At 72.7% G+C, this 24,421-nt stretch carries 20 protein-coding genes; 9 read left to right on the forward strand and 11 right to left on the reverse strand.

Annotation, left to right across the window (positions count from 1 at the left end; translation table 11 throughout):
- Positions 1-3 precede the first annotated feature (3 nt).
- The 4 genes from BKA00_RS25490 to BKA00_RS40600 all read right to left on the reverse strand — a co-directional run bounded on the left by BKA00_RS25490 (position 4) and on the right by BKA00_RS40600 (position 3,765).
- Complete coding sequence (locus BKA00_RS25490) at positions 4-1,416, reverse strand: hypothetical protein (RefSeq protein WP_185028930.1); 1,413 nt, start codon at positions 1,414-1,416, stop codon at positions 4-6.
- Between the two features lie 69 nt (positions 1,417-1,485).
- Positions 1,486-2,577, reverse strand: coding sequence for a hypothetical protein (locus BKA00_RS25495; protein ID WP_185028932.1), 1,092 nt, complete (start codon positions 2,575-2,577; stop codon positions 1,486-1,488).
- Positions 2,574-2,882, reverse strand: coding sequence for a hypothetical protein (locus BKA00_RS25500; protein WP_185028934.1), 309 nt, complete (start codon positions 2,880-2,882; stop codon positions 2,574-2,576). Before BKA00_RS25500 ends, BKA00_RS25495 begins: the two co-directional genes overlap by 4 nt.
- Positions 2,883-3,135: 253 nt before the next feature.
- On the reverse strand, positions 3,136-3,765 hold the full coding sequence (locus BKA00_RS40600; protein WP_338072158.1) for a DUF6668 family protein: 630 nt from the start codon (positions 3,763-3,765) through the stop codon (positions 3,136-3,138).
- A 248-nt stretch (positions 3,766-4,013) separates the two neighbouring features.
- On the opposite strand from BKA00_RS40600, the gene BKA00_RS39240 reads away from it, so the two are divergent.
- The 4 genes from BKA00_RS39240 to BKA00_RS25525 all read left to right on the forward strand — a co-directional run bounded on the left by BKA00_RS39240 (position 4,014) and on the right by BKA00_RS25525 (position 10,265).
- Positions 4,014-5,318 (forward strand): lytic transglycosylase domain-containing protein, encoded by a 1,305-nt coding sequence (locus BKA00_RS39240; RefSeq protein WP_338072159.1) that lies wholly within the window; start codon positions 4,014-4,016, stop codon positions 5,316-5,318.
- Positions 5,319-5,379: 61 nt separating this feature from the next.
- Positions 5,380-5,970 (forward strand): hypothetical protein, encoded by a 591-nt coding sequence (locus BKA00_RS25515; protein ID WP_185028938.1) that lies wholly within the window; start codon positions 5,380-5,382, stop codon positions 5,968-5,970.
- Between the two features lie 197 nt (positions 5,971-6,167).
- Positions 6,168-7,823 carry a type IV secretory system conjugative DNA transfer family protein gene (locus tag BKA00_RS25520; protein ID WP_185028940.1) on the forward strand — a complete coding sequence of 552 codons (1,656 nt, stop codon included), beginning with the start codon at positions 6,168-6,170 and terminating at the stop codon, positions 7,821-7,823.
- Positions 7,824-7,991: 168 nt separating this feature from the next.
- A complete protein-coding gene (locus tag BKA00_RS25525) occupies positions 7,992-10,265 on the forward strand; it encodes a protein kinase domain-containing protein (RefSeq protein ID WP_185028942.1) in 2,274 nt (757 codons plus the stop codon).
- Here the strand turns inward: BKA00_RS25525 and BKA00_RS25530 are convergent.
- Genes BKA00_RS25530 through BKA00_RS25545 form a run of 4 tightly spaced genes read right to left on the reverse strand, consistent with a single transcriptional unit; the run spans position 10,241 to position 16,507 of the window.
- Entirely contained in the window at positions 10,241-12,451 is a 2,211-nt protein-coding gene (locus tag BKA00_RS25530; protein ID WP_185028944.1) for a transglutaminaseTgpA domain-containing protein, read from the reverse strand. The two genes, BKA00_RS25525 and BKA00_RS25530, sit on opposite strands and share 25 nt — an antisense overlap.
- Positions 12,448-13,587, reverse strand: a complete 1,140-nt coding sequence (locus BKA00_RS25535) for a DUF58 domain-containing protein (RefSeq protein ID WP_185028946.1) — start codon at positions 13,585-13,587, stop codon at positions 12,448-12,450. The genes BKA00_RS25530 and BKA00_RS25535 overlap by 4 nt, the downstream gene beginning before the upstream one ends.
- A 3-nt stretch (positions 13,588-13,590) precedes the next feature.
- Positions 13,591-14,577, reverse strand: a complete 987-nt coding sequence (locus BKA00_RS25540; protein WP_230299157.1) for an AAA family ATPase — start codon at positions 14,575-14,577, stop codon at positions 13,591-13,593.
- A gap of 13 nt (positions 14,578-14,590) precedes the next feature.
- Positions 14,591-16,507 (reverse strand): NHL repeat-containing protein, encoded by a 1,917-nt coding sequence (locus BKA00_RS25545; protein ID WP_185028948.1) that lies wholly within the window; start codon positions 16,505-16,507, stop codon positions 14,591-14,593.
- A gap of 366 nt (positions 16,508-16,873) precedes the next feature.
- Here BKA00_RS25545 and BKA00_RS25550 point away from each other — a divergent pair, with 366 nt between their 5' ends.
- On the forward strand, positions 16,874-17,338 hold the full coding sequence (locus BKA00_RS25550; RefSeq protein ID WP_185028950.1) for a peptidase inhibitor family I36 protein: 465 nt from the start codon (positions 16,874-16,876) through the stop codon (positions 17,336-17,338).
- Positions 17,339-17,402: 64 nt separating this feature from the next.
- On the opposite strand, the gene BKA00_RS25555 is transcribed toward BKA00_RS25550, so the two are convergent.
- Positions 17,403-19,025, reverse strand: coding sequence for a serine/threonine-protein kinase (locus BKA00_RS25555; protein ID WP_185028951.1), 1,623 nt, complete (start codon positions 19,023-19,025; stop codon positions 17,403-17,405).
- A gap of 231 nt (positions 19,026-19,256) precedes the next feature.
- On the reverse strand, positions 19,257-20,963 hold the full coding sequence (locus tag BKA00_RS25560) for a tetratricopeptide repeat protein (RefSeq protein WP_185028953.1): 1,707 nt from the start codon (positions 20,961-20,963) through the stop codon (positions 19,257-19,259).
- A 262-nt stretch (positions 20,964-21,225) separates the two neighbouring features.
- On the opposite strand from BKA00_RS25560, the gene BKA00_RS40025 reads away from it, so the two are divergent.
- Together BKA00_RS40025 and BKA00_RS25565 are read left to right on the forward strand one after the other, a co-directional pair.
- The gene (locus BKA00_RS40025; protein ID WP_268248244.1) at positions 21,226-21,360 is read left to right on the forward strand and encodes a hypothetical protein; all 135 of its coding nucleotides are present in this window, start codon (positions 21,226-21,228) and stop codon (positions 21,358-21,360) included.
- Between the two features lie 128 nt (positions 21,361-21,488).
- Entirely contained in the window at positions 21,489-22,556 is a 1,068-nt protein-coding gene (locus tag BKA00_RS25565) for a glycerophosphodiester phosphodiesterase family protein (protein ID WP_185028956.1), read from the forward strand.
- On the opposite strand, the gene BKA00_RS25570 is transcribed toward BKA00_RS25565, so the two are convergent.
- Positions 22,544-23,032, reverse strand: a complete 489-nt coding sequence (locus BKA00_RS25570; protein ID WP_185028958.1) for a DUF2231 domain-containing protein — start codon at positions 23,030-23,032, stop codon at positions 22,544-22,546. The two genes, BKA00_RS25565 and BKA00_RS25570, sit on opposite strands and share 13 nt — an antisense overlap.
- 652 nt (positions 23,033-23,684) lie before the next feature.
- Here BKA00_RS25570 and BKA00_RS25575 point away from each other — a divergent pair.
- The gene (locus tag BKA00_RS25575) at positions 23,685-24,056 is read left to right on the forward strand and encodes a DurN family substrate-assisted peptide maturase (protein ID WP_089310449.1); all 372 of its coding nucleotides are present in this window, start codon (positions 23,685-23,687) and stop codon (positions 24,054-24,056) included.
- Between the two features lie 24 nt (positions 24,057-24,080).
- A complete protein-coding gene (locus BKA00_RS25580; protein ID WP_185028960.1) occupies positions 24,081-24,320 on the forward strand; it encodes a cinnamycin family lantibiotic in 240 nt (79 codons plus the stop codon).
- Positions 24,321-24,421 lie beyond the last annotated feature (101 nt).

The following is a 24,421-nucleotide window of genomic DNA, read 5'->3' on the forward strand; positions in this document are numbered from 1 at the left end:
CGGCTACGAACTGCCACTTGGACCGCCTGAACTCCCGCTGCTGCCGGTCGGGCCACCGCCTCCGGGGGGCCCGCTGCCTCCGCTTGAGGAACCGGGAGGCGGGGGCTGGTAACTCGGCATCTGGCTGCCGTTGCCTCCGATGGAGGAGAAGTCGGGAGGGGGAGGCGTGTACGGGGGAACGCTGGAACCGGAAGAGGGGTCGGCCCCCGAGGGACCCTGCGGTCCTCCGTTGCCCGAGCCGCTCCCCGAGCCGCCGCCGGAACCGCCGCCCGGCCCACCGTTCGGTCCGCCGTTCGGTCCGCCGTTCGGTCCGCCGGTCGGTCCACCGGTCGGTCCGCCAGTCGGTCCACCGCCTGGGCCGCCACCCGGTCCGCCACCCGGTCCGTTGGGCGGCCTGGGGGTCGCTCCACCGCCGCCCGATCCACCGCCCGAACCGCCGCCTCTGTTACCCCAACCCCAACTCCAGCCGCCGCCGGAGCGGTTGCGCGGCGCGGGGGCCGCCCCGCCATTACCGCCGCCGCCGCTCGCCAGCAGGCCTGTGAAGAGACCCGTCGCCGACTTGCGCATGGTGACCGCGGTACCGCCGTAGGTGAAGTGGCCGACCTGGCGGAGGCCGAAGAAGCCCATGCCCTCCGTGGCCACGGGCATCACGGCGCGGATGGTCGCCGGCATCGCGAACACCGACCCGCCGACGAGGGCCAGGCCGGCGAGGCGGTCGGCCTCGTACTTGGACGCCATCAGGGCCAGGGCACTCGCGTCGATCGTCGCGATGACCGGCTGGACCACGACGAAGGCGACCAGCAGGGCGACACATCGCTTGTAGGCGGCATCTCCATACGCGGTGAACCTGGCCGAGGCGACTGTCGGGAGAATGGCCACCAGGACGATGAGGGCGCCGTTGCGGAAAAGCATCAGAACGAACTGGATCGCCGACGAGAGCGCCGCGGCGAGGGCGAAGAAGGCCAGAATGAACGACGTGTCGTCCTGGTGCCCGCCGAGGAGGTCGATCCCGCTCTTCCAGTTGTCGATCCAGGCATCGCCCTTCGGGCCCATGCCCTCGACGATCCAGTGCGAGTACCTCTGCCCGGCGATGTTCAGCAGGTTGACCAGCGTGGCCAGCGTCAGGACGATGACGGCCAGTTCGAAGAAGTGGGACATCGCCTGCCTGAACGGCTCGCCCTTGCGTCTGACCGCGAGACGGACGGCCGCGACGAGGAAACCGACGAACGCTCCCCCGGCCGTCATCCAGTTGCTGTACTCGCGGACCCCGTAGAGGACTCCGCCCTTTTCTCCGGTGATCTGCAGGCTGTAGGCGTCGCTCATCCACCAGGTGAGGAACGTCTGAAAACTCGACAGCGCCCAATCCAGCAGTCTTTCGACGAGCCACGCCCACGCCTGATTGAGGAGATCATCCATCAGGAACCACCTGAACGGCGTGGAGGGGAGGTTGCGAAATCGCTCGACCTGAACACGACGGGCCTTTTCTCAGAAGTTATCGATGAGAAGGGTGACGAACGCGAGGGCGAGCCCTGAGCCCGCCATCACGCACGCGAGCAGCACCCACTTCAGGTCGGTGGCATGCGCTCCGAACTCCCCCCTCTTGTGTTTGAGCCCCATATTGCCCCCTACCAGGATGAAGCCCAGGACGCACGCCGTCAGGGCGGTCCATACCATCCATTGGAGGAGGGGTTGTATCGGCTCGGTGACCGCTCCGACGCCCTTGGCGTGGCCGCGCGGCAGCGACGCGTCGGGCCTGGCGTTGACGTCCGGCTTCCTGTTGGTGGGGGGCCTGAGTACGGACGACTTCTTGTCAGCATGGTCTTTCTCGCACTGCTTGGGGAACATTCCGCTGGTGTGCTGCCACTGATTGCAGAACTCCTTCACTCCCCCCACGCAGTCGATCTTCTCCTGATCGGTCTTCAGATCCCAGCAGGAGTCGTTCTTCTTGTCTTCCTTCGGCCACTGGGTGGTGTTGCTGGTGTTGCAGTACCCGTCCGGGTCCGAATTGCTTCTGGCGATGCAGACCTTGAACTGGTAATTCGTAGTGCGCTTGTAGTCGGGAATCTCGGCCTCTTTGCAGTGGCCCTTGGAACCGATGTGCGCGAAGGCCACCTCTTTCCCGTCGAGGATGGCGTAGCCGCGCGCGACGTGGTCGTCGGAGTTGGCGTCGCAGATCCTGATCCGGCCCGACTCGGGGTCGAACTGGAGCTTGCCGCCGGGATCGGTGTCGATCGACTCGATGTCCTCCGTCTTGTCCCAGTCGATCTCCGCCCTCAGCGCCGCGAAGCCGGCGGTCCGCACCCGGACCGGTCCCTGGACGGCCGGGAAGGCCTCGACCGCGAGTCGCGCCGGGCCCGCGGCGAGCGGATCGGCCGGTTGAGAGCGTTCCAAGGAGGCCTCCCCGCGCTGCCCGTTCAGGACGACCTCGGGTGCGGGTGCGGGGAGAAGGCTGATCGTGAGCAGGGCGGCGCCCAGCGCGAGGAGCGCGGCGGCCAGGACCGACACGCGCCGGTGCGCGGGCGCCCGGCTCGTGCGACCCCCACCGCGCGCGCGCAGCCGCCGGGGAACCGGCATCAAGCCGCGAGGTTTCTGACGATCAGTCCCGCGCTCACGATGAGCAGGCAGCCGAAGCCCACGATGAACATGCTTCCGAGGTGACTGCCCCCCTCACCCTTCTTGTGCTGGATCCCCATCCGGGCGCCGATGATGACGAAACCCGCCACGCAGGCGAGCAGGCCGCCCCACGCCGCCCAGCCCAGCAGCTTCTCGATCTTCTTCGCGAATGGCGGCGCCTCACCCTGCCCGGGGTTCGGGATGTCCCTGGCGAGAGCTGCCGCATGGTCGAGCAGGTGGGCCGTCCACGTGATCGTCGCGTCGAGCATGCGCGTCCTCCGAGATGATGCGATGGGGTTGTGTCCGGCCGAAGTCGGCGGACGGCGACTTGGCCAGGCTCACCGGCGCACGTCGCGGCGCACCCGCCGTCCGCGCGATCGATAGGCCTCTTCCCGGAAGGGGTCGCCGCCTGTCAGCGCTGGACCGGCGGGGCTCCTTCCGAGCACGGTTCTGTTACTTGTACTGGACGGTCCGGGCGCCGCACTGATCGTCAAGCGCCGCCGGGCGGCGACTGTGTTGCGATCAGGCGGGGGCCGGACCGCCCACATCGCGGACCAGACGCGCGTAGGCGGGGGGAAGCCTCACCTTGTCCGGAGGGTCGCCGAGACGGAAGGCCTCGACCCACGGCAGGTCCCAGAGTCGCGGAACGCCGCCGGCGATCAAACGCATGAGGTCCGCCAGCGGTTTCGGACGCTTTCCGGGAGCGTCGGCCACCACGGCCAGACCGATCAGTTGGACGCCCGGGAGGACTCCCGCGGCCCACTGCGCCACGGCCGCCTGGGCGGCGCACAGCCCCGCGGCGTGGCTCCTGGCGACCAGGAGCACCTGGGACTGCCCAGGGGGTGCAGGCGTCGGCCAGTAGCGTCCCGCGCTCACACTGTTGGGGATGAGCGCGGCGAGTGTGGAGGAGCCGGCTCCCCCGTGACAGGAGGAGAGCCAGATCCCTGGAGCTCGTCCGTTGTAGCTGACCAGTCCGAGCGCACTCCTCGGCACCGGTCCTTGTTCTGCTGGTATGACCGCCTGCGCAGCATACCCCTCATGCTGAGGTCGGCTCTGCTGAACTTGATACGCCGACGCGCCCGGCGTGCTCGGCAGAGCCACGGGGCCGGTCCCCCCGCGCTGCGGGGCATGGCTCTCTGTCGCCCGCACCACGGGTGCCCACCTCCGGGAAAGTCACGAGCGGCTCTGCTCTGGCCTGCTGGCTCCGCACCGACGGAGATCAACCTACTGGGACCGACCGTCCGCGAGCCGCCGCTCCCGTCAACCCGTCGGCCCCGAGGTCTCCTGACACCCGCTCCGCGCGATGACCGCGGGACGCACCTTGCATCACCGCGCGTTGACCGCACTGTCTTGGTCGGCGGGTCCTTGCAGGCGGGGCACGCCCGAAGAGGACGCCGACGGTGGCGGCCCGGCCTTCCGGCCAAGGCGGAAGGAGCGGCGACGCCACCGCCGATCTGGGAGGGCCACATCATCAACCGTTCCGGGAACGATCCCCGATGGTGACCTTCAGCCTGGGCAAGTTGATCTTCAGGACGGGCTGCCTCGGGTCGCTCGCGATCTCAGCGCTCCTGGTCGCGGCGATGTTCGTGGCCGTCCAGAACGTCCTCGCGCCCGGCGTCACCTTCGCGTGCGGGCCGGCGAATCCGAACGGTCCCGAACTGCTGAGCCCGGCGCCGAAGCCGAGCCGGACCGGCGGCCCGACCGTGGCGCCGGTGGTCTACCGCCGTGCTCAGGCCGGAGGATCCCCCGACTCCGGAGCCGTGCAGAACGTGCAGAACGTGCAGAACGTGCAGAACGTGCGGAACGTCGCCGCGGCGGCCAAGGCCCCCACGGACAGCATTCCCGCCAACTACGTCCAGCTGTACAAGGCCGCGGGACCGAAGTACGGCATTCCGTGGTACGTGCTCGCCGGGATCGGAAAGGTGGAGACCGACCATGGACGGTCCAGACTTCCGGGCGTTTCCTCAGGGGAGAACTTCGCCGGTGCGGGCGGCCCCATGCAGTTCCTGCAAAGCACCTTCAACGCTTATGCGGTCGACGGCAACAACGACGGGCGAAAGAGCCGCTACGACCCGGCGGATGCGATTTTCAGCGCCGCGAACTACCTGCACGCAAGCGGCGCGCCCGGCGACACCAGAAAGGCGATCTTCGCCTACAACCATTCCACGGACTATGTGAACCTGGTGCTGTCCTGGGCCCAGCGCTACGCGGGCGGCAAGTTCTCCCTCGGCGGCCAGAACAATGCCGGAGCGTCATGCACCTCGTTCGGCAACGGCGGCAACTGGAAGCCGGGATCGACCTGCCCCGCCGGCACGGGCTTCGTCGAAGGCCACATCACGAGGCGGACGGCCTGCGTCCGCGACCAGATCAAGACCCTGTTCGGCGTCCCCCGCGGGATCGGCTGCTACCGCGCCAACGGCGGGATCCCCGGCGGCGGCGAACACCCTCTCGGCCGCGCCTGCGACTTCATGATCAGCTCAGGCGCGCCGAACGCCCGCGAAGTCCAGCTCGGCTACGACATCGCCAACTGGAGCAAGGCCAACGCCGGGCGCCTCGGCATCCAGTACATCATCTACCGCCAGCACATCTGGAGCCCCGCCAGGGCCGGCGAGGGCTGGCGGCAGATGGGGGACCGCGGCAGCCTGACGGCGAACCACTACGACCACGTCCACATCTCCGTGCTGGGCGACACACGTGCCGCCTGACCACCGGGCCGCCCGGCCACGCCGCGGCACGGACTCGCCCGCCACCCTTCAGAAGGAGCCCATGGCCGCCCCCGGACGCCCGCCGCGCGTCGTGTTCCTCGCGGCGCTCACCTGCGCCATCGCCTCCTGCGGGATGCCCCGGGCCACGCCGGCCGCCAGCACCACCCCCACGCCCGCCCCTGCGATCTCCTCTCCGGCACCTGCGACCGCGTCCCCGAAAGTGCCCGGCGGCCTGCCCGACCTCACGCGGCTCGACCAGGACGACGCCACGGCGGTGTCCAGGGCCGCGCTCACCTTGATGTGGATCGTCGACTCCACCACCGATCGCAGCCAGCGCGACGCCTACCAGCGGGCGATCCCCCTTCTGGACGAGTTCTACAAGGTGTCCGTCGCCGACCAGCCCGGCGGCGTTGTCCCCGGGCAGTGGATCGAGCACCACGCCTACGCCAGAGTTCGCCTCACCCGGCGAACCCCCGAAGGCGACGTCCCCGCCGACACGCCCACACTGGCTCACCGGGGATGGGAGATCACCGTCACGCCCACCGGCCGGGACGGGTGGAAGGGCGCCCCCGTCCACGTCAACGCGTTCGTCACTCTCCGGCGCAAGGATCCGAGCGCCCCGTGGCGCGTCTCGGCGGTCGGAACCGCTTGAACCGCACATCGGGACATCACGATTGAGGAGGCTCTATGGCCGGTAACAGCGATGACGACGTTTACGTGGTCTTCATCGGTATTGGCTTTGTGAGTGCGCTGCTGGGCGGGGCCAGCAGTTTCCTGACGTGGCTGGCGGGCCAGTTGTCCGGGGTCCTCTCGGGCGGTGGATGGCCGGATTCCAGCCCGTCGGACTGCTTGCGCATCACCTATAACCTCCTGCGCCATCCGAACGATCCGCGCGGTGCGTGGCCGCCCGCGGCCGCGGCCGCCCTGGGGTCGGCCCCCGTCTTCTTCGGCCTGCTCGCCGTGCTGCTCCTGGCGATGGCCCTGGGCGCCTACATCCTGATCCGACTCCTGCTGAACTGGCGGCGCCACCGGACGTGGCGCCGGCTGCGGCTGGGGTTCGCCTCCGGCTGGGAGGTCCGCAAGCTGCTGAGCGCCCGGACCGTCCAGAGCAAGGCCGCCCAGGTCCGGCCGTCCACGCAGAACGTTCCCGCGCGCTCGGTGAAGCCCGAGGATGTCGGGTTCTACATCGGGAGGGACATCAGGTCCCGCCGGAAGCTGTACGCGTCCCTGGAGGACACCGCGATCATCCTCGCGGCGCCGCGGCAGGGGAAGGACGTGCACTTCGTCACGCCGTTCACCATCGACGCGCCCGGCCCCTGCATCGTCACGTCCAGCCGCCGGGAGACGTTCATCAACACGGCCATGGTGCGGTCGCAGTTCGGCGAGGTGTACGTCTTCGACCCGTACAACTGGACCGGCTGGCCGAACCGGATGCGCTGGTCGCCGCTGCAGGGCTGCGAGGACCCGAACGTGTGCGCGGTCCGGTCGGGGACGCTCGTCCAGTCGAGCGGTTTCGACCTCGGGCATGAAGGCGGCAAGCTGCTCAGCGGCATTGTCACCATCATCCGCTGCCTGCTGCACGCCGGTGCGATCGGCAGGCTCAACTTCCGCGAGGTGATGCGCTGGGTCTACGAGGCCAACGGGGAGGAGGCGCTGGAGATCCTGCGCCAGGGCGAGCGCGAGGGGCGGGTCGCCCCCGGCTACCCGGGGCAGCTCGAGTTCAACATGCGGAACCAGGACCTGTGGGCCGGAGTGATCCAGGTCATGTCGTGCTTCTCGCAGCCCGAGGTGCTGGAGGACTGCACGCCGGACCCCGGGGAGGAGTTCGACTTCAGGAAGTTCCTCCAGGGCCGGAACACCCTGTACTTCGTCGCCAAGAAGCAGAGCGACTGGGGAGGCATCGCCCCCATCGTCACGACCATCATCGAGCAGTACTTCCGCAGCGCGCGGGGCACGGCGATGAAGAATCCGAGCGGACGCCTCGACCCGCCGCTGACGTTCGAACTGAACCAGGTGGCCGACATCTGCCCCCTCGGCGGCCTGGCCACCTACATGGGCGAGTCCGGCGGCTACTCGATCAGCGTGCACGTCTACCTGACGTCGCTGGCGGAGGCCCGCAAGGTGTGGGGCACGGACGGTGCCGCGTCCCTGTGGGACAACGCCACAGTCAAGATCATTTCGGGCGGCTCCGGCACGGTCAAGGACCTCTCCGACCTCGCCGACCTCGTGGGCAAGCACGAGGGGAAGCACATCCTCAGCCCCGAGGAGCTGCGGACCATGCCCTTCGGCCGCGCCGCCGTCGTCGCCGGCACCGCCCGTCCCGTCGAGATGTGGCTCACTCCCTGGTGGAAGCGCGGCGACCGGGACGCCATCGCCAGGGGCAAGGCGGCGGCCGAGGCGATGATCCAGAAAATGCACGCCGGTCAGCCGACCGTGACCGCCACGGCCCACGAGGCGGCCGCGCCGGGCGACGAGGGAGGGGACGGATCGGTCGTCGTCTGGTGAGACCGGGTGGCGGATCGGATGCCCGACGGGGTTGCGCAATGACGGCGCGCACGGACGTCTAGAAGGGATGGGCAATACATCCGACAGGTCAGCGAGGAGGGTCTCTGTGCCGACGTCCGACCTTCTCGACCGGGGCCTGAGGTAATGGTCACCGCACCGAACCTCATCGTGGCAGGGAATCCGGACCTCGCCCGGAGGCTGCGCGGCACGGGGCGCTTCCCGACCGTGTTCGACGCCGCCTCCGCCAGCGGGCTCCGCGACCTGTCCAAGAGCGGCAGGGTCCGTGCCCCGGCGGCGTTCCTGTTCGCGCCGGACTTCGAGGAGGACCTCCCCGGAGCCGGAGTCCCCTTCCTGGCCGACGGGCTGGCGGCGAGCGGCCACACCGTGATCGTCCACGGCTTCTACACCGAACGCGGCGACGTCTTCGCCCCGGAAGTGATCGCGACGGCCAGGCCGCTGACCCTGGCGGAGCTGCTGGAGCTGCTCGGCGCCCCCCGGTCCGAACCGGCACCGGGCCACGCGGGCGGGACGTTCACCTGGCCGTCGGAAGATCCGCCGCCCGAGCTGAGGGTCACCGCCGCTCCCCGCTCCGCCGACTCGTCGAGCCTGCTCCCCGGGTACGGCGGGCTGTCGATCGTCCATCGCGGCGCCGGCTCGGTGACCTACCGCGCCGTGCACGAGGAGTCCGGCACCGCCGTCGCCGTCAGGGTGCGGCTCGACGGTTCGGAGACCCCGGCGGAGGAACTGGCCGCCCTCGAACGCGCCTCCCGCGGCGAGCACCTGGTGAGCATGCTGGAGAGCGGCCGCGCCACCAGCGGGCAGAGGTACACGGCGTCGGTGTTCTGCCCCGGCGGCGCTGTCACGCCGGAGCCCCTGCCGGTCGCGGACGCGGTCGGCACCGCCGTCTCGACGGCCTGGGCCCTTCAGGCGCTGCACGACGAGGGACTGGTCCACGGCGACGTCCGTCCGGGCCGGATCATGCGCGGCGAGGCGGGACCGCTGCTCACCGGTCCGGCGACCGCGCGCGGACTAGCGGCGCACGCCGCGCCGGGTGTCCTGGAGCCGGTCGCCCGGGAACGCGTCGACCCGGGTTTCGCCGCTCCGGAGGCGCTGCTGGGGCGGCCGCAGACCGTGCAGGCCGACGTGTACGGGCTCGGCGCCACCCTGTGGAGCCTGCTGGCCGGGCACGCGCCCTTCACCGGCAGGGAACGCGCCCCGGGGGAAGCGGCTCCCCGGGTGCAGCGCGACGACGTCCCGGAGTGGCTCGGGAACGCCCTCGAAAGGGCGCTGGCGAGCGAACCCGCCGACCGGTACCCGACGGCGCGGGCGTTCGCCGAGGCGCTGGAGGAAGGGCTCCGCGCCGTTCCCCAGCAAGACGTTCCCTCGGAGAACGCGCAGTGGTCGCCGTGGGACAAGGCGCCGGCACCCGATCCATCCCCGGCCGCCGTCCCGGAACCGCAGGCGCCCTTCGCGGACGAGCAGGTGCCCATCGCGGACCAGCCGGTGCACTTCGCGGACCAGCCGGTGCATTTCGCGGGATCGCAGGCGACCGTCGCGGACCAGCCGGTGCATTTCGCGGAGCCGCAGGCGACCCTCGCGGACCAGCCGGTGCACTTCGCGGAGCCGCAGGCGCCGTCGCCGGAACCGCAGGAGTCTCCGGCGAACGGGCAGGCGCCTCTCTCGGAGTGGCAGGCGGCCTTCGCGACACAGCCGGCACCCGACCTGAACCAGCAGGTGCAGTTCGGGGAGCCCCCGGCGCCGTTCGGGGAGCCCCAGGCGCCTCCCGCGCACCAGTACGCGCAGCCCTCGTACCGGCACGTGCCCTTCGAGGAACCGCAGGCACCGCTCACGGAGTTCGCGGACCAGCCCCTGCACTTCGCCGAGCCGCAGGGGCCGTTCACGCAGTACGCGGCGCCCCCGACGTCGCGGCGCCCCAGGATCGTGCTGCTGGCACTGGTGGGGCTCGTCCTCGCAGCGGTCGTGTTCAGCGCGATCGCCCTCCTGACGGGCTCAGGCTCGGCCGACCGGCGCAGCGCGGACCCGCCTCCGGCGTCGCCGCCCGCTTCGCGGGATCCCGCGCCGCAGGCTCCCGCCTCCCCGGCGCCCGGCTCGGGCTCGGGCTCGCCCACGTCCACACCGACGACGGTGCGGCCGGAGAGCAAGTTCAGCCCGAGCCAGGTGCGGATCGTCGACAGCCGGGTCTCGATCGAGATCAGCTGGAAGGACGCCACCGGCGGCAAGGCCGCGTACTACGTGGTCGGCGGCCCGGCGGGCCGCACGCCGTCCACCATGGCCAACGTCCCGGCGGGGACGGCGAAGGCCCAGATCCTGGCCCTGAACCCGAGCGTGGAGTACTGCCTGACGGTCGTCGCCGTGCTGGACGTCGACAGGGTCGCCTACGCCAAGCCCGTCTGCACTCACCGCGGCAAGCGGGAGGGCTGAGCGGCCCACAGCGGCGCGCGCGGGTCCCACCACCAGGTCAGGCGGCGCGGAAGCGGCCGTGAGCGGCGCAGCGCGGCGGTCACGGACCGGACCTCCGCGACCGCGAACGCGGCGTCCTCCGGGGTGACCGAGCCGCCGTAGCGGACGGCGTTCATCAGCCCGCCCACCCGGCGCAGCCGCGCGGGATCGATGCGCGGCAGCTCCCGCGCGATCCGCTCCGCCATCTCGACGGGGGTCGCGGACGCGGGAACGGGCAGGCCCGCGACGCGCGTCGCCACCAGCAGCTCCGTCCAGGCCGCCCTGATCCGGTCGGGCGCGGGGCCCCGGCGCAGCCGGCGGAACCGGAGCGCGCCCAGCAGCGGGACACCGAGCAGGAAGACCGGCAGGACCAGCGCCGGGAGGACGAGCAGGCTGCGCGGCCCCGAGTCCGAACCCGAACGCCCGGCGCCGCCCGCACCGCCCCGGTCGCCGAGTTCCTGGGCGTCGGGGCCGTCGGACTGCGGACCGTCCTCTTCGATCCGCTTCCCGGAGCCGGCTTGGGAGGACGCCGGCGTACGCTCGCGCGGGTTCGGGTCGTAGGGCACCCAGCCCAGGCCCTGGAAGTAGATCTCGCCCCAGGCCACCGCGTCGCCGGTGCGGACCACGCGTTCGCGGTCGCCGGTTCCCGGCCCGAACCCGACCGCCACCCGGCTCGGCAGGCCGGCGGCCCTCGCCAGCACCGCGAACGCGCTGGCGAACTGCTCCGACGTCGCGCCTCCGCCCCTGCGGCCCGGGGCGACCAGCAGCTTCGCGAGTTCGGCGTAGCCGTGTCCGCCCGGGGCGCCCGCCTTGAAGGTGTAGGAGCCGCGCAGGTACGCGGCGATGCGGGAGGCGCGCTGGTGCGCGGTGCCGTCCCCGGCGGCGCTGAGGGCGATCTCCTCCAGCTTCGGCGGCGCCCCGGGCGGCAGCCGCAGGTACCGCTGGTACTGCTCGCCGGAGTCGATCGCGGCTCCGGCCGTCTGCGCGCCGCTCCACTCCGGGACGTCGCCCGTCGCGGAGTACCTCCGGCCCGCCACCGGGCCGGCCGAGGACAGGAGCGTGCCGGATTCCTGGTCCTGCTCGACCGCGAGGCCGTCCACCCGGGCCGGGATGCCGGGGACCGGCACCCAGCCGCCGGGCAGCCTGCCGACCGAGACGCGAACCCTGGTCCGCACCGTCTTCGGGGGCACGTCGGCGGGAGGCAGCAGGCTCGCCCCGCTGGGGAGGTAGGTGCTGTCGGGCAGCCAGGTCGGCCCGGTGAACTCGGAGAGCACGGCCCACCGCAGTTCCGTCTTCGGCCCGGACACGTTCATCAGCGGCACGTCGGGATCGGCCGACCATGCCGACAGGTAGGACAGGGGGTTGCGCTGCTCGGACGGCGCCGCGGGGGGCCCGGCGGCCCTTCGGGGATCGGCCGCCTTGACCGGCCAGTCGTCCAGCACGCCGGACCCGCCGACCACGGCGACCGCGCCGGGCAGGGCCACCGCGCAGACCACCGCCGCGACCACCGCGCCGACGCGCGGGCGAGGGCGGCGGGCGGGCGCGGGCCCCGCGTCCGCCAGGTCCGGAACGCGCACGGTGAACCCGGCGCTCGCGGTGTCCGGACGGGCCCGCGGCGCGGCGGCGAGCAGCACGGCGGCGCCGCCGGCGACCAGGGCGGCCGACCAGTAGCCGGGCCCGGCCGCCTGCGGGTTGAGCGCCGTGGCCCCGCACAGGAGCAGCGCACCGGGCAGCAGCGCGGGCAGGACGCGGCCGTCGCGGCGCAGCACCGTCGCGACGGCCGCTGCCAGCCAGACCGCCACCACCGGGAACGCCAGCAGGTCCACGGTCACCGGAGCCCGCGGCGAGGTCGTCAGGATGCGGGCGCCGGAGTGCAGCACGGCGTCCACGACGGCCGGCACCGGGCCCTTGACCGGTCCGGGCGCCCAGGAGGCCAGGGCGACCAGCCAGACCGCGGTCGCGGGCAGGCCCGCCAGGATCGCCGCGGGTCCGAGCCCGCGCAGCAACCGGTACGCCGCCGACGTCACCGCGACGGCGAGCACGGCGGTGACCGCCAGCACGGTGAACACGGGAAGGGGCCGGTCGTACCCGGCCGCCAGCAGCGGCGCCGACGCGGCGGAGGCCAGCGCGACGGCGGCCGACGACAGCGCGGTCCGGATCCGGGTCACCGCGTCCACCACCGGGTGTCGTTCCACCGCTGGGCGAAGCCGGCCGGGTCGGCCGCGCGCAGGAGCCGCACCCCGGCGGGCGGAGCGAGGCCCCCGCCGTCGTCGCCGGGGCCGATCAGGCCGACCAGGGAGACGGTGTGCCGCGCCGCGAGCGGCCGCATGGCCGCGGCGGCGTCCTCGTCCGCCGCCGTCGTGGACAGCAGCACGATCGCGCGTCCCGCCGGGGCCGAGCGCAGCCCCGCGCAGGCGCCCGGGAAGTCCGCGCCGGGCCGGGCCACGGCCTCGGCGAGCACGTCCAGGTGCGCGGTGACGCCCGCGGCCGCGGCGGAACGCGCGCCGCCGGCGAGCCGCAGCTCCACCGGGACGTCGGGGGCGGACCGCACGATCGACGCCGCGGCCTCCACGAGGGCGTCCAGTTCGTCCGGCCCGTACCGGTCGTCGACCAGCACGGTCATGCCCGTGCCGGCGGAGTCCGCGTGCTCGCGGACCATCAGGCGCCCGCGGCGCGCCGACGTCCGCCAGTGGATCTGCCGGACGTCGTCGCCGGGCGCGTGCTCGCGCAGGCCCGCGAAGGCCCCCTCGGAGGCCCGGACCGACGCCGACGAGGTGTCCCGGCCCCCGCCGCCGGCGGCGGGCACGGGGGCGAGGTGGTGGTGGCGCGGATGCACCAGCAGCCGCACCGGCACGTCGTCGGCCGCCCGGAACGCGCGGGCGAGCCCCAGCGGGTCGGTGCGGACGAGGCTGAGCGGCCCGGCCTCCACCACTCCGCGCCGCTGCGGGGTCAACTCGTACCGGATCCTCGGGCGGGCGAGGCCCAGGGGCAGGACGACGGGCTCTCCGATCCCGGTGACGCGCTCGGCGACGGTGGCGCTCCCGGCGCCCTTTCCGGCCGTGACGTCGAGGACGACGGTCACGGACTCTCCGGCGCGGACCCGCGACGCCGTCATCCGGCGGGCGACCCGGACGGACGGGAGCCGGCCGGCGAGCACCATGGCCAGCGCGACGGCCGGGAAGGCGAGCGCCCCCAGCGCGCCCGGCGCCAGGTAGCCGAGGCCGAGGCCGCAGCCGCTCAGGACGGCTCCGGCCACGAGCAGCGCCCAGCCGCGGGCGGTGGGGCGGGGGGTGCCGCCGGCCACGGCCTAGCCGATCCCCTGCGCCGCCGGGACGGGGACTTCGGCGAGGACGCCGTCGAGCAGCTCCGCGGTCTCGGCCGCGCCCGCCGCACCCGAGAGCGGCACCAGCCGGTGCGCCCAGACGGGCCGCGCCAGGGCCTTGACGTCGTCCGGGGTGACATAGCCGCGGCCGTCGGCCAGCGCGTAGATCCGCGCCGTCCGGCACAGCGCGATGGAGCCCCTGAGGGAGACGCCGGCCCGCAGCTGCGGATGCCGCCGGGTGCGCTGGGCCAGTTGCAGGACGTACCGGTTGACGGATTCGGCGACCGCGACGCGGTCGGCGGCCGCGCCGAGCCGCGCCATCTCCTCGCCGATCAGCACCGGCGCGAGGTCCTCGGGCTCGGTCAGGGACGACCCGCGCAGCAGCGACAGCTCCGCCTCCTCGCCCGGGTAGCCGAGCGACAGCCGCATCAGGAAGCGGTCGAGCTGCGCCTCGGGGAGCGGGAACGTCCCCTCCAGGTCGACGGGGTTCTGCGTGGCCACCACCAGGAACGGCCGCGGCACCGGATGCGCCCTCCCGTCCACGGTGATCTGCCCTTCCTGCATCACTTCCAGCAGCGCCGACTGCGTCTTCGGGGAGGTCCGGTTGATCTCGTCGACGATGACGACGTTGGCGAACACCGGGCCCGGATGGAACTCGAACTCGCGGTTGCCCTCATTGAAGATCGTCACGCCGGTGACGTCGGACGGCAGCAGGTCGGGGGTGCACTGCACCCGTCCGATCTTCCCGCCGGTCACCGCCGCCAGCGCGCGCGCCAGGGTCGTCTTGCCCATGCCGGGCAGGTCCTCCAGCAGGACGTGCCCGCCCGCGGCGAACGCGGTGAGGATCAGCCGCACCGTGGCGGGATCGCAGCGTGCCGCCGACTGGATGCCGGAGGCCATCCGCTCGAAGGCGGCTGCGGCCAGCAGCGCCTCCTCGTCGGGCAGCGCCGGCGTCGCGGTCGTGGTGCTCACTCATTGCCCTTCATTAGCCGCAGTTGCCCCAGCCGGCCGAGGCGCTGGCGCCGGAGGCGCCGCCCGAGTACCGGACGCAGTCGCCCGGCGCCAGCACGAACACCGGTCCGGCGTAGTACTTGAACGAGCCGCTGTCGGAGGCGACCTTGGCGCCCTTCTGGCTCTGGAGGCGGACCCAGACGTTGGTCGCCTTGCCGATGTCCCGGGTCTTCATCGTGACCGCGCAGTTCTTCTTGGTGCTGGCGCTGTAGAGCTGGTAGATCCGTCCGCCCGCGAAAGACGCCGACCGCTGGACCTGGTAGTTGCCGCCCGCGGTCGCGTTGCACACCTGGGCCGGCGTGTACGGATTGCGGGTCTGGGTGGGCGTCGGCTTCGGCTTGGTCGGCGTCGGCTTGGGCTTGGTCGGCGTCGGCTTGGGCGCGGTCGGGGTCGGCCTGGGCGTCGTCGGCCTGGGCGTCGTCGGCCTGGGCGTGGTCGGCCTGGGCGTCGTCGGAATCGTCGTCGGCCTGCTCGTGGTCGGCCTGCTCGTGGGCGTCGTGGGAGCGGGCGACTTCGTCGTGGGCGTCGTCGTGGGCGTCCGCGAGGGCTGCCGGGGCGACGCAGTACGCGGGTCGGACGTCACCGGAGGCCGAGGCGCTTGCGTGCGGGGGTCCGCGGGGGGCGTTCCAGGGGTGGACGGCGGCGTCTCGGGCTCCTCGGGAGGAGGCATCGGGTCGAACGGGTCCGGGAAGACCGGATCGGCGGGCGGCGCCGGCACCGGGGGCGGGCTGCTCGCCCCGCCGTCCGGCTTGTTCGGGCGCCCTCCGCCCCGTCCCGGCCCGCCCGGGAACTTGCCGACCTTGCGCGCCACACCGTCCCCGCCGACGACCAGGGCGTCCGTGCTGCCCGGCGCGTTGACGAACAGGTTGCCCTCGCGGACCTGCAGCTCCATGTCGCCGCGCCCGGCCGGCATCGACAGCATGCCGGTCTGGCGGCCCGCCGGCTCGAAGACCCGCACCTGACCGGTCTCCCGCACGGGCAGGTACACCTTGCCGGCGAACGGCACGGCGGGCTCCTGGACGGGATCGGTCAGGGGGAACGACCGGATCGGACCGCCCTTGCGCACGTCGCCCAGCGTGACCACCGCGCCGGCCGCGGGCACGGTGACCGCGGCGAGCGCGCCATGGGTGCGCGCCGGGACCATGGCGCCGACGAGCGACACCGGCGTCGTGACCCGGCGGGTGCCGCCGCTCGTCGCGACCACCAGTCCGCGCCCGCCTCGGTCGACCACGAGGGCGCCCTCGTCCAGCACGGTCATCGCCAGGTCGTGGTCGGGCGGGGCGGCCTCGGCCGTACGGACGACGCCGGGGCCCTGGGCGGTGACCTTCACGGCGAGGACGGTGCCCTGCCGGGGCGCGGCCACCCACAGCAGGCCGGCGTCGTCGAACTCGCCGCCGACCAGCGGGCCGGGCAGTTGCAGGACCGGGCCGACGGGACGCAGCGTGGCCGGGTCCAGCGCGCGCACCGCGCCGGACGTGCGCTCGACCAGCGCGGCCCCGTCTGCGCCCATCGCCAGGTGCGGATCGCCGCGGGTGCCGAGGTCCAGCCGTCCCGAGAAGCCCAGGCCGTTGAGGTCGAGCGACGACACGCGGCCGGTGTCCAGGTCGTGGATGAGCAGGAACCTGTCGTTCTGGGTCACCTGCACCCGGTGGCCGCGGGAGTCGGTCACCTGGCGGCGCTGCTCCACCCGGCCGCTGTCGGGGTTGACCCGGTCGACCTCGCCCGCCGTCCGGCTCCACAGCCAGGCGCTGCCGTCGGTGGCCGCGACGGCGAGGCCGACCCGTCCCCCGCCCAGCAGCGTGGCCAGCAGCAGGACGGTGACCAGGGCGGCCGCGGTCCACCAGCCGACCCGCGAGCGTGCCATCTCGGCGCCCTTGTTCTGCGGCTTCACGGCCACTCCTTCGTCCCGTGGGCCTCGCTGCGCGGGCTCGGCCCTCTCATGTCATGCGGGTACTGGCCCTCGAACCTGGCCGAGCCGGGCGACAGGTCTTCTCCACAGGTCAGAGATGTTCTCCGGCCCGGTCGGCGGACGGCCGGGCCTCGCGGGCGCCGGTGAGGCCGTGGAACCGCCACCGCAGCACCGACACCGCTTACAGAACACCGTCCGGAGCCCGGTCGATCTTGCAACCGCGAAAACCGCTGGAATCGCCGCACCGGTTCGGGGGCTGGAGGGCGGCGCGCGGACCGGGCTACACTTCAAATCGACTACAGAGAGTAGTTAAATGGATACAAAGAGAACACGAGAGGCAGATCGCCGATGCCGCCGATTCGCATGACCCCGGCCGTCCTGGTCCTGGCCGCCGGGACCGCGCTCGTCCAGGCCCCGTCCATCGCCTCGGCGAGCACGCCGAGCGCCTCGCCCGTCTCCACCTCCGCCGCCTCGGCCTCCGGCGCCTCGTCGGCCGCGCCGGTCGTCCTCCGCTCCTGGACCGACTGCCCGCAGGGCCGGATGTGCATCTGGCGCCTCCCCAACGCCCGCGGATCGCGAGGCTCCTACGCGAAGGTCGCGCGCGACCTCAGCGAACTCGGCGGCGGTCTCAACGACCACGCCATGTCCTTCTGGAACCGCACCGGCAAGACCTGGTGCATGTACACCGAGGCCCGCTTCAAGGGCGACAGCCGCAAGTACCCCCGCGAGCCGCTCGTGGGCGCCAAGGGCAACACGGGCCGGTTCGGCTACAAGGTCAGCTCGCTGCGGCCCGCCTTCCTCGGCCGCTGCTGACCCGTCGGGCCGCACCTCGGCCGGCCCGGTGACGCGCGGCGGACGGGGCGTTCGCCGCGGACGCTCAGCCGGCCCTGGCGGGCACGCGGACGCCCTTGCTCAGGGCGGCGTCGTGGAGGACCACGGAGACCGGGTGCGCCGTGGCGGCGATCTCGAAGACCAGCATGCCGGTGAACTTCGCGCCGGGGGGCAGCACCTTGGCGGGCGAGGCGTTGCGCGCGTCCGCGGAGCCGCCCTGCAGCATCGCCCGCGCCTCGTGTGACGTCCCGCCGTCGTCGATCAGCTTCTGCCGGTCTCCGGAGAGCGTGCGGGTCCTGGTCCCGCTGTTGGTCACAGTGATCTTGACGCGGCACAGCTTGTCGCCGGTGTAGGGCCTGAGGCCCCGCACGGTGACGCCGCAGGACGTGGGCGACGCCACGAAGGTGAACTGGCCGTCCCGGGCCGGCGTGTTCTGCCGTCCGTCCACGGGCGTGAAGTAGCGGTATCCCACGACTCCCACGACGGCGATCAAGGCGACGACCACGACGGCGGCGGTCAGGCAGCCGGTGCAGCCCCGGCCGCGCCGCCGCCTCGGGGGCGCCGGGGCCGCCGCCGGAGGCTGCGTCCACGGCGCCGCGGGGGGAGGCTGCATCGGCCCCGGCTGCATCGGGGCGGGCTGCATCGGGGCGGGCGGCGCCGGGGCCGGCGGTGCCGGGGTGGGCTCGTACACCCGGGTCCGAGGCCGCACGCCCTGCGGCGGGGACGGCGGGATCCAGGGCGGGGGCAGCGCGTCGGCCTGCCAGTTGCGGGTCAGCTCGGCGTCGACGGCGGCCTGTGCCGCGCTGGGCGAGGCCGCCGCGGGCGCCGCGCCGGAGACCAGTTGCAGCAGCAGCTCCTGCGCCTCCGGACGTCGCGCCGGGTCGGGGTTCAGGGCCCGCTCGACGAGGGTCCGCAGCGGCTCGGCCAGGCCCGTCAGGTCGTGCTCGCCGTTCTCGGCGCGCGCCGCCATCGTCATGACCGTGCCCGTGCCGTGCGGGTGGCGTCCCGTCCCGGCCATGGCCACCAGGCAGCCCCACGCGAAGACGTCGGCCGCCGTGGACACCTCGCCGAGCAGCACCTGCTCGGGCGCCATCCACCCCGGCGTGCCGACGACGAACCCCGCCAGCGTGTGCCCGGACGGCGCGTCGGCCGCCCGTGCGATACCGAAGTCGATCACCCGTGGACCCGACACCGACAGGATCACGTTGGGCGGCTTGAGGTCGCGGTGGATCAGCCCGGCGGCGTGGATCGCGGTCAGCGCCGCGGCCACTCCCACGGCGACGCCGTTCAGGGTGCCGTCCGGCAGCGCCCCTCCGGTCTCGATGTAGGCGTCCAGCGGGGTGCCGTCCACGTACTCGGTGACCAGGTAGGGCCGCCCGGCCTCCTCACCGTGGTCCAGCACCTTCGCCGTGCAGAACGAGGCCACCCGGCGGGCGTTGCGCACCTCGTCGCGGAACCGGGCCCGGAATCCCTCGTCGGCCGCCAGCTCCCCGCGGATCACCTTGATCGCGACATGCCGGCCGCCGCCGTCCCGGGCCAGGTAGACGGCGCCCATGCCGCCCTCGCCCAGCCGGCCGACCACCTCGTACTCCCCGATGGCGGGCGGGTCGCCGGGCCGGAGCGGCTCGCTTCCGCTGGGCAGTCGCGTCCGCCTTGGCTGCTCCTGCAAAGGGCGAACCTTTCTTGTACGGGCAATCAGGTCTCGGGCGAAGCAAACCTATCCAACTCGTGGAGGCGGAGATGACGACAATGGCGGTCAAAGCGCTGTTTCCACGGCCAGCAGAACCGAAAGCCGAAATAGCGGCCGATTCCGCGACCGGCAGATCGGCCCGCCTCGGCCCGCCATCGACAGGTCCTTCCGTCGACCGCGCTCTCCGGCGCCCTCGCGGCCGCCGTCCCGTCAGGAGCCGGGGCGGAGGAGCAGGTTCGGGGCGGACTCGTGTTCGATGTCGCCCTCGGCGGTCAGCCCCAGCCGCCACAGCCGTTCGGCTTCGCGATGCCGGCCGCTCCGGTGCAGCGCCGAGACCATTCTGGTCGCCGCGTCCTCGTCGGCGGCGTCGACCAGGGGGCGTAGGACGGTGAGGGCCTGCTCCACGTCGCCGTGCTCGACGAGCAGGTCGGCGAGCCACTTGGCGGCGCGCGCGTCCCCCGCGTCGGCACGGTCCCTCAACGTCCGCACCTCGCCGCGCGCGGCCAGCCACCTGGCCAGCCTGTCGGCGGCATGGACGTCCCCGGCGTCGGCGCGGTCCCGCAGTTCCCCCTCCTCCCCGCGCTCGACGAGCAGGTCGCCCAGCCGACCGGGCGCGTATCGGTCGCCGGAGGCGGCCCGATCCCGCAACCCCTGCGTGTCTCCCTTCGCGGCGAGCAGGTCGGCCAAGCGCCTGGCGGCGGACACGTCGCCGGCGTCGGCCCGGTCCCGCAGCTCCTCTTGTTTCCCCTGCTCGGCCAAGAGGTCGAGGAAGTGGGAGGTCAGCGAGGACATGGCGGGCGCGATGGCGTCGGCCCGGTCGCGGAGAAGGCCGATGGCCTGTTCCGCCTCGCCGCGCCGCACCAGCAGATCGGCCAACCGCTCGACGGCGCCGTCGTCGGTGCCGGCGCGGTCGCGCAGCATGCCGATGGCCTGTTCGACCTCGCCGTTCTCGGCCAGCCAGCCGGCCAGCGAGTAGACGGCATGCCCGTCTCCGCCGCTTCCGTCACCGCCGCTTCCGTCATCGCCGCCGGCCAGAGCGCGGGCTCTGCGGAGCTCGCCGGAGGTGGGCCTGTCAGGCAGCCGGACGATCCGCGCCAGTGCGAGAGTCCGGCGTTCGTCCTCGTACGGGTCGGCGCCCGGGGCGCCGAAGGCCGCGTCCGGGACAGCGCTGTACCGCTTGTAGTACGACGGCCAGAGAGTGCCGACCAGCACGCAGCCGCCGCCGACAAGGCGCTCGGCGACGGCCGCGGTCAGTCCGCCGCCGCCCAGGTGGTTCTGCAGTTCGTCCAGCCAGAGCACCAGCCGCGGGGGCGGGTCGGCGGCCCAGCCGGCCAGTTCCTTCGCCCCGGCGGGCCGCCGCAGCCACCACTGACCCAGCTGCGCGCGGACGGCCTCCCACAGGCATCGCGTCTTCCCCGACGAAGAACCCCCGACCAGCACGACGAAACCGCCCGAGACGGCGGCCGCGGCCAGGCGCGCCCGCACGCCGGTCCCGGGCTCGTCGTCGATGTCGCGGGGCACGTAGACCGGCAGGACGCCGGGATCGGCGCCCGGCACCTCGATCGGCTCGTGCACGCCGAGGATCTTCCAGGGCGCCTCCCGCACCCGGACGGCGCCATGCGCCCCGGAGGTCGCGCGGGCGCGTTCCCACGCGTCGAGCCACCGGTCCCGTTCGCCGCCGGGGACGCCGACCGCTTCCAGGTAGATCTCCAGCGTCGCCTGGTGGCACAGGGTGGCCGGGTCGAACAGCGCGTGCACCGTGCTCTTGGACAGCCTCGGCCTTCCGCCGGGGAGCCCGCTGGCGGCCTCGATGGCGCGGACGGTTCTCCCGCGCGCCAGAGCCTTCAACGCCTCGGCCAGCTCCGCCGGGGTGTGCACGCCGGCGGGGTCGACCGCACTCGGCAGCCCCTCCTCCAACCCTCGCCTCCCCGCAGACAGGCCGCGTCCAGGACCGTCCAGAACCACGGCGGCCCGGCCGCGGCGCCCGGCTCGGTCCCGTCGCCCGCGGCGGCCGTCGACCTGCGCCCAGCATGCCCGCCCCCGCCTGCCGGAGGTATGCGCTTGTCCGACTTTGTCCCGCCCGCGGCCTGGACAGGCCGATCACGGGTTGAGTGATCGACGTCCACAGATCGCGGGCCCGGCCGGCCGCCCGCTCCCCCTCCGTCCAAGGGAGCGAACCATGCGTCACCATGTGCGGCGCCACCTCGCCGCCTCGATCCGCCGTGCGCGGGCGGTCGTCCTCGACGCCGTCATCAGCGGCGCCGCGGCCGGCGCCACCAGCTGCCTGCTCTCGCTGCTGATCCACCGCCTGTGACAGCGGCCGGGCCCGGCCTCCGGCTCGTGTCCTTCACGTGTTCATGACGCCATCACGCCACGTCAACCACGGGGGCCGGGCCCCGGTCTAGCGTCGCGAGGGTTGATCAGAGCACGACGGAGGTCTCGATGTCCGTACGCCTTGCCCTCGCGGGCCTGGCCCTTGCGTCCACGGTCGCCGCGCCGGCGTCCGCCCACGCGGCGACCGCCGGAGGCCCCGGGGTACTGCCCCAGAAGACCCATTTCGACCTCCAAGCCCACCGCGGCGGCATCGGCATGACGACCGAGGAGTCGCTGGAAGGTTTCGGCAAGGCGATGCGCCTGGGAGTCAGCACCCTGGAGCTGGACACCCACGTCACCAAGGACGAGAAGGTCGTCGTCACCCACGACCGGCAGGTCAGCGCCCAGAAGTGCCGCGACACCGCCCCGGTGACGCCCGGCGACCCCATGTACCCCTACGTCGGCAAGTACATCAAGGACCTGACCCTGGCCCAGATCAAGACCATGGACTGCGGGTACCGGCAACTGCCCGGGTTCCCCGAGCAGGAGGTCGTGCGCGGTTTCCGGATGGTCGAGCTCAAGGACGTGCTCGGCCTGGTCAAGCGCTACCGCGCCAAGCAGGTCAAGCTCAACATCGAGACGAAGGTCGAGGCGGGGGCGCCCGAGCAGACCGCGCCGCGCGAGCTGTTCGTGCGGCGGGTCTTCGAGGAGATCCGCGCGTCGGGGATCGAACGGCAGGTCACCATCCAGTCCTTCGACTGGGGCGCGCTGGAGCGGATGCACCGGCTCGCGCCGGGATGGCCGCTGGTGGCGCTGACGAACTACGACTTCCTCCAGGTCGGCCGTCCCGGCGCCTCCCCCTGGCTGGGCGGCCTCGACGTCGACGACTACGGAGGCGACTTCGTGAGGGCCGCCGCCGCCGTCCAGGGGGTCGCCGCCCTGTCGCCCAACTACGGGTTCCCGCAGAACGGCAAGGTGGGCGACCCCGGCTTCCGCTTCTACCCCGACCGCGCGATGGTGGCGCGAGCACACGCCCGGGGCCTGAAGGTCATCCCGTGGACCTGCGACGACCCCGCCACCGTCGAAGCCCTCATGGACATGGGCGTCGACGGCGTCATCACCGACTACCCCGACCGCGTCCGCCAGATCATGTCCGAGCGCGGCATGCGGCTGCCCAAGGCGTATCAGCCGCGCTGACCCTTGCCCACATCGCTCCAGACCGCTTTGGCGCCGCTGTGCCCGATCCGGACCACCTGGACGCCTGAGACGACCGCCGCGCCGATCGCGACGACCACGGCCACCAGCGTCACCGCTTTCGTCCAGTTCGGCGGCCGATCCGTTTTCCGCCGGAGGTAGAGACCGACGGCGACGATGACGGCGAGCGCCACCCAGAGCGCGGCCACCAGGGGAAGCAGGGTGTCTCCCAGTTCCGCGTGTTCTTCCACCAGGGAAGAGCGAGGAACTTGCTCCTCCAGATGTTCGCCGCTTTGGGTGGCCACAGGGATCGATATCAAGGCGATGGTGGCCAAGCCGAGAACCCAGGGGGCGAACGCTCGCCGTGCTTTGGACCAAAGCGCCACCAGCAGGGCGGCCAACACGGTCAGCGGGACCAGAAAGACCACAAGATGGACGATCAGCGGGTGGACGGGCAGGCCCCAGGCGGTGTCCGGCATGGTCGGCCTTTCGGGAGACTGTTGATCGGATGACCGTATCCGAGGGGCGGGCACGCCCCTACCCTCCCCGGGCCTTTCAGAGGGTTTTCATAGGGACCGTTCCCACCCTTTCCGGAAGCTCGGGATAACGGCCGGGACGAACTGGGCTTTCTTCCTCGAAACCGAGGACAGGCGCCGGATCCCGAGCAACTTCGGCACGCCCGACCCGCCTGGTGCGCCGCCCGCAACTCCGGGGCCGCGAGCGATCGGTTGCCGCCATTCCGGCGGAAAGGCGCCGGTCCGGGGCCGCTCTGGCGCGCGCCATCCGCCGTCCGATCCGACGCGGCGCACCCGAGAGACCTCTCCGGCGGGAGGAGGGCCGGGATGCGGAAGGGTCTCCGAGGGGAACTGAAATCTGACCGCGGCGGTCAGGTGGAGCCCTCACATAGCGGGCGAGAAGCCCTCAATCGGCCGTCGAATTGCTTCGTTCTTCCGAAATCGACGGATCAGCGTGGTCGGCTTTCTCGCCATTGACCTCTCCGGCACCGCCTTGTTATGTTCACTCTGCGTAAAGGACTGCGTACGCAGAGTTTCCTGGTGTCCGTCCCGCGGGCCGCCGAATAGCGCCGAGGAATTGCGCGTCCGGCGGCCGAGAACGCAAGGAGGGTGAGCCGTGAGGTCTGGCCCGAAGCCGCCCAGCGACCTGACGAAGCACAAGGGCATCGAGACCGTCCGCCAGATCCAGTTCCTGATGGTCCTGTGCTCGGTGCTGCCCCCGGACGGGAAGGCGCGCGAGATGCTCAGGCTCGCGCTCGACGTCCGCAACGAGGAGTTCCCGGACGGTGTCGAGCCGATCCGCGACCTCCATCCGCAGGCCACCAAGACCTGGCTCGAGTTCTTCTGGACTCGGGTCGGCATTTCCCCTGAGGAAAGGGAGTTGATCGACTGGCAGAACGACAAACCGAGCATGGACATCGCCGTCGAAGAGCTCCAGGAGGCCGAGCGCCGTCTCGGCATCAGACTGGCGCCTCGAACGGTCGAGTGAACAGCAACGAACCAGGAGGAAGAAATGTCACCCAGCACGATTCTGCGGCACGCCGCCGCCGACGCCGACATCCGCACGGAACTGCTCGCCGGGGCCGGCCGGTTCGGGGTGCCCGCCGCCGCCGTCCCCGCCGCCGTCGCGCAGCCGGACACCGCCTCGCTGGGCTACTGGACCGAGGGCGTCGCCGCCGTCGACGCCTACGCCTGCGCGTCCACGTGCAGCTCGGGGCCGTTCACCTTCGCGTGCGACGGAAGCACCAAGTAACGCCTCCGCGTTAGCGCCCGGCCCTGGCGCCGGGCGCGCGGAAACCCCGATGGGCCGAAGCCATCGGCCCATCACCCCCAACTTTTCCCAGGCGAGGAGCC

The organism is Actinomadura coerulea, from assembly GCF_014208105.1.
Lineage (GTDB): Bacteria > Actinomycetota > Actinomycetes > Streptosporangiales > Streptosporangiaceae > Spirillospora > Spirillospora coerulea.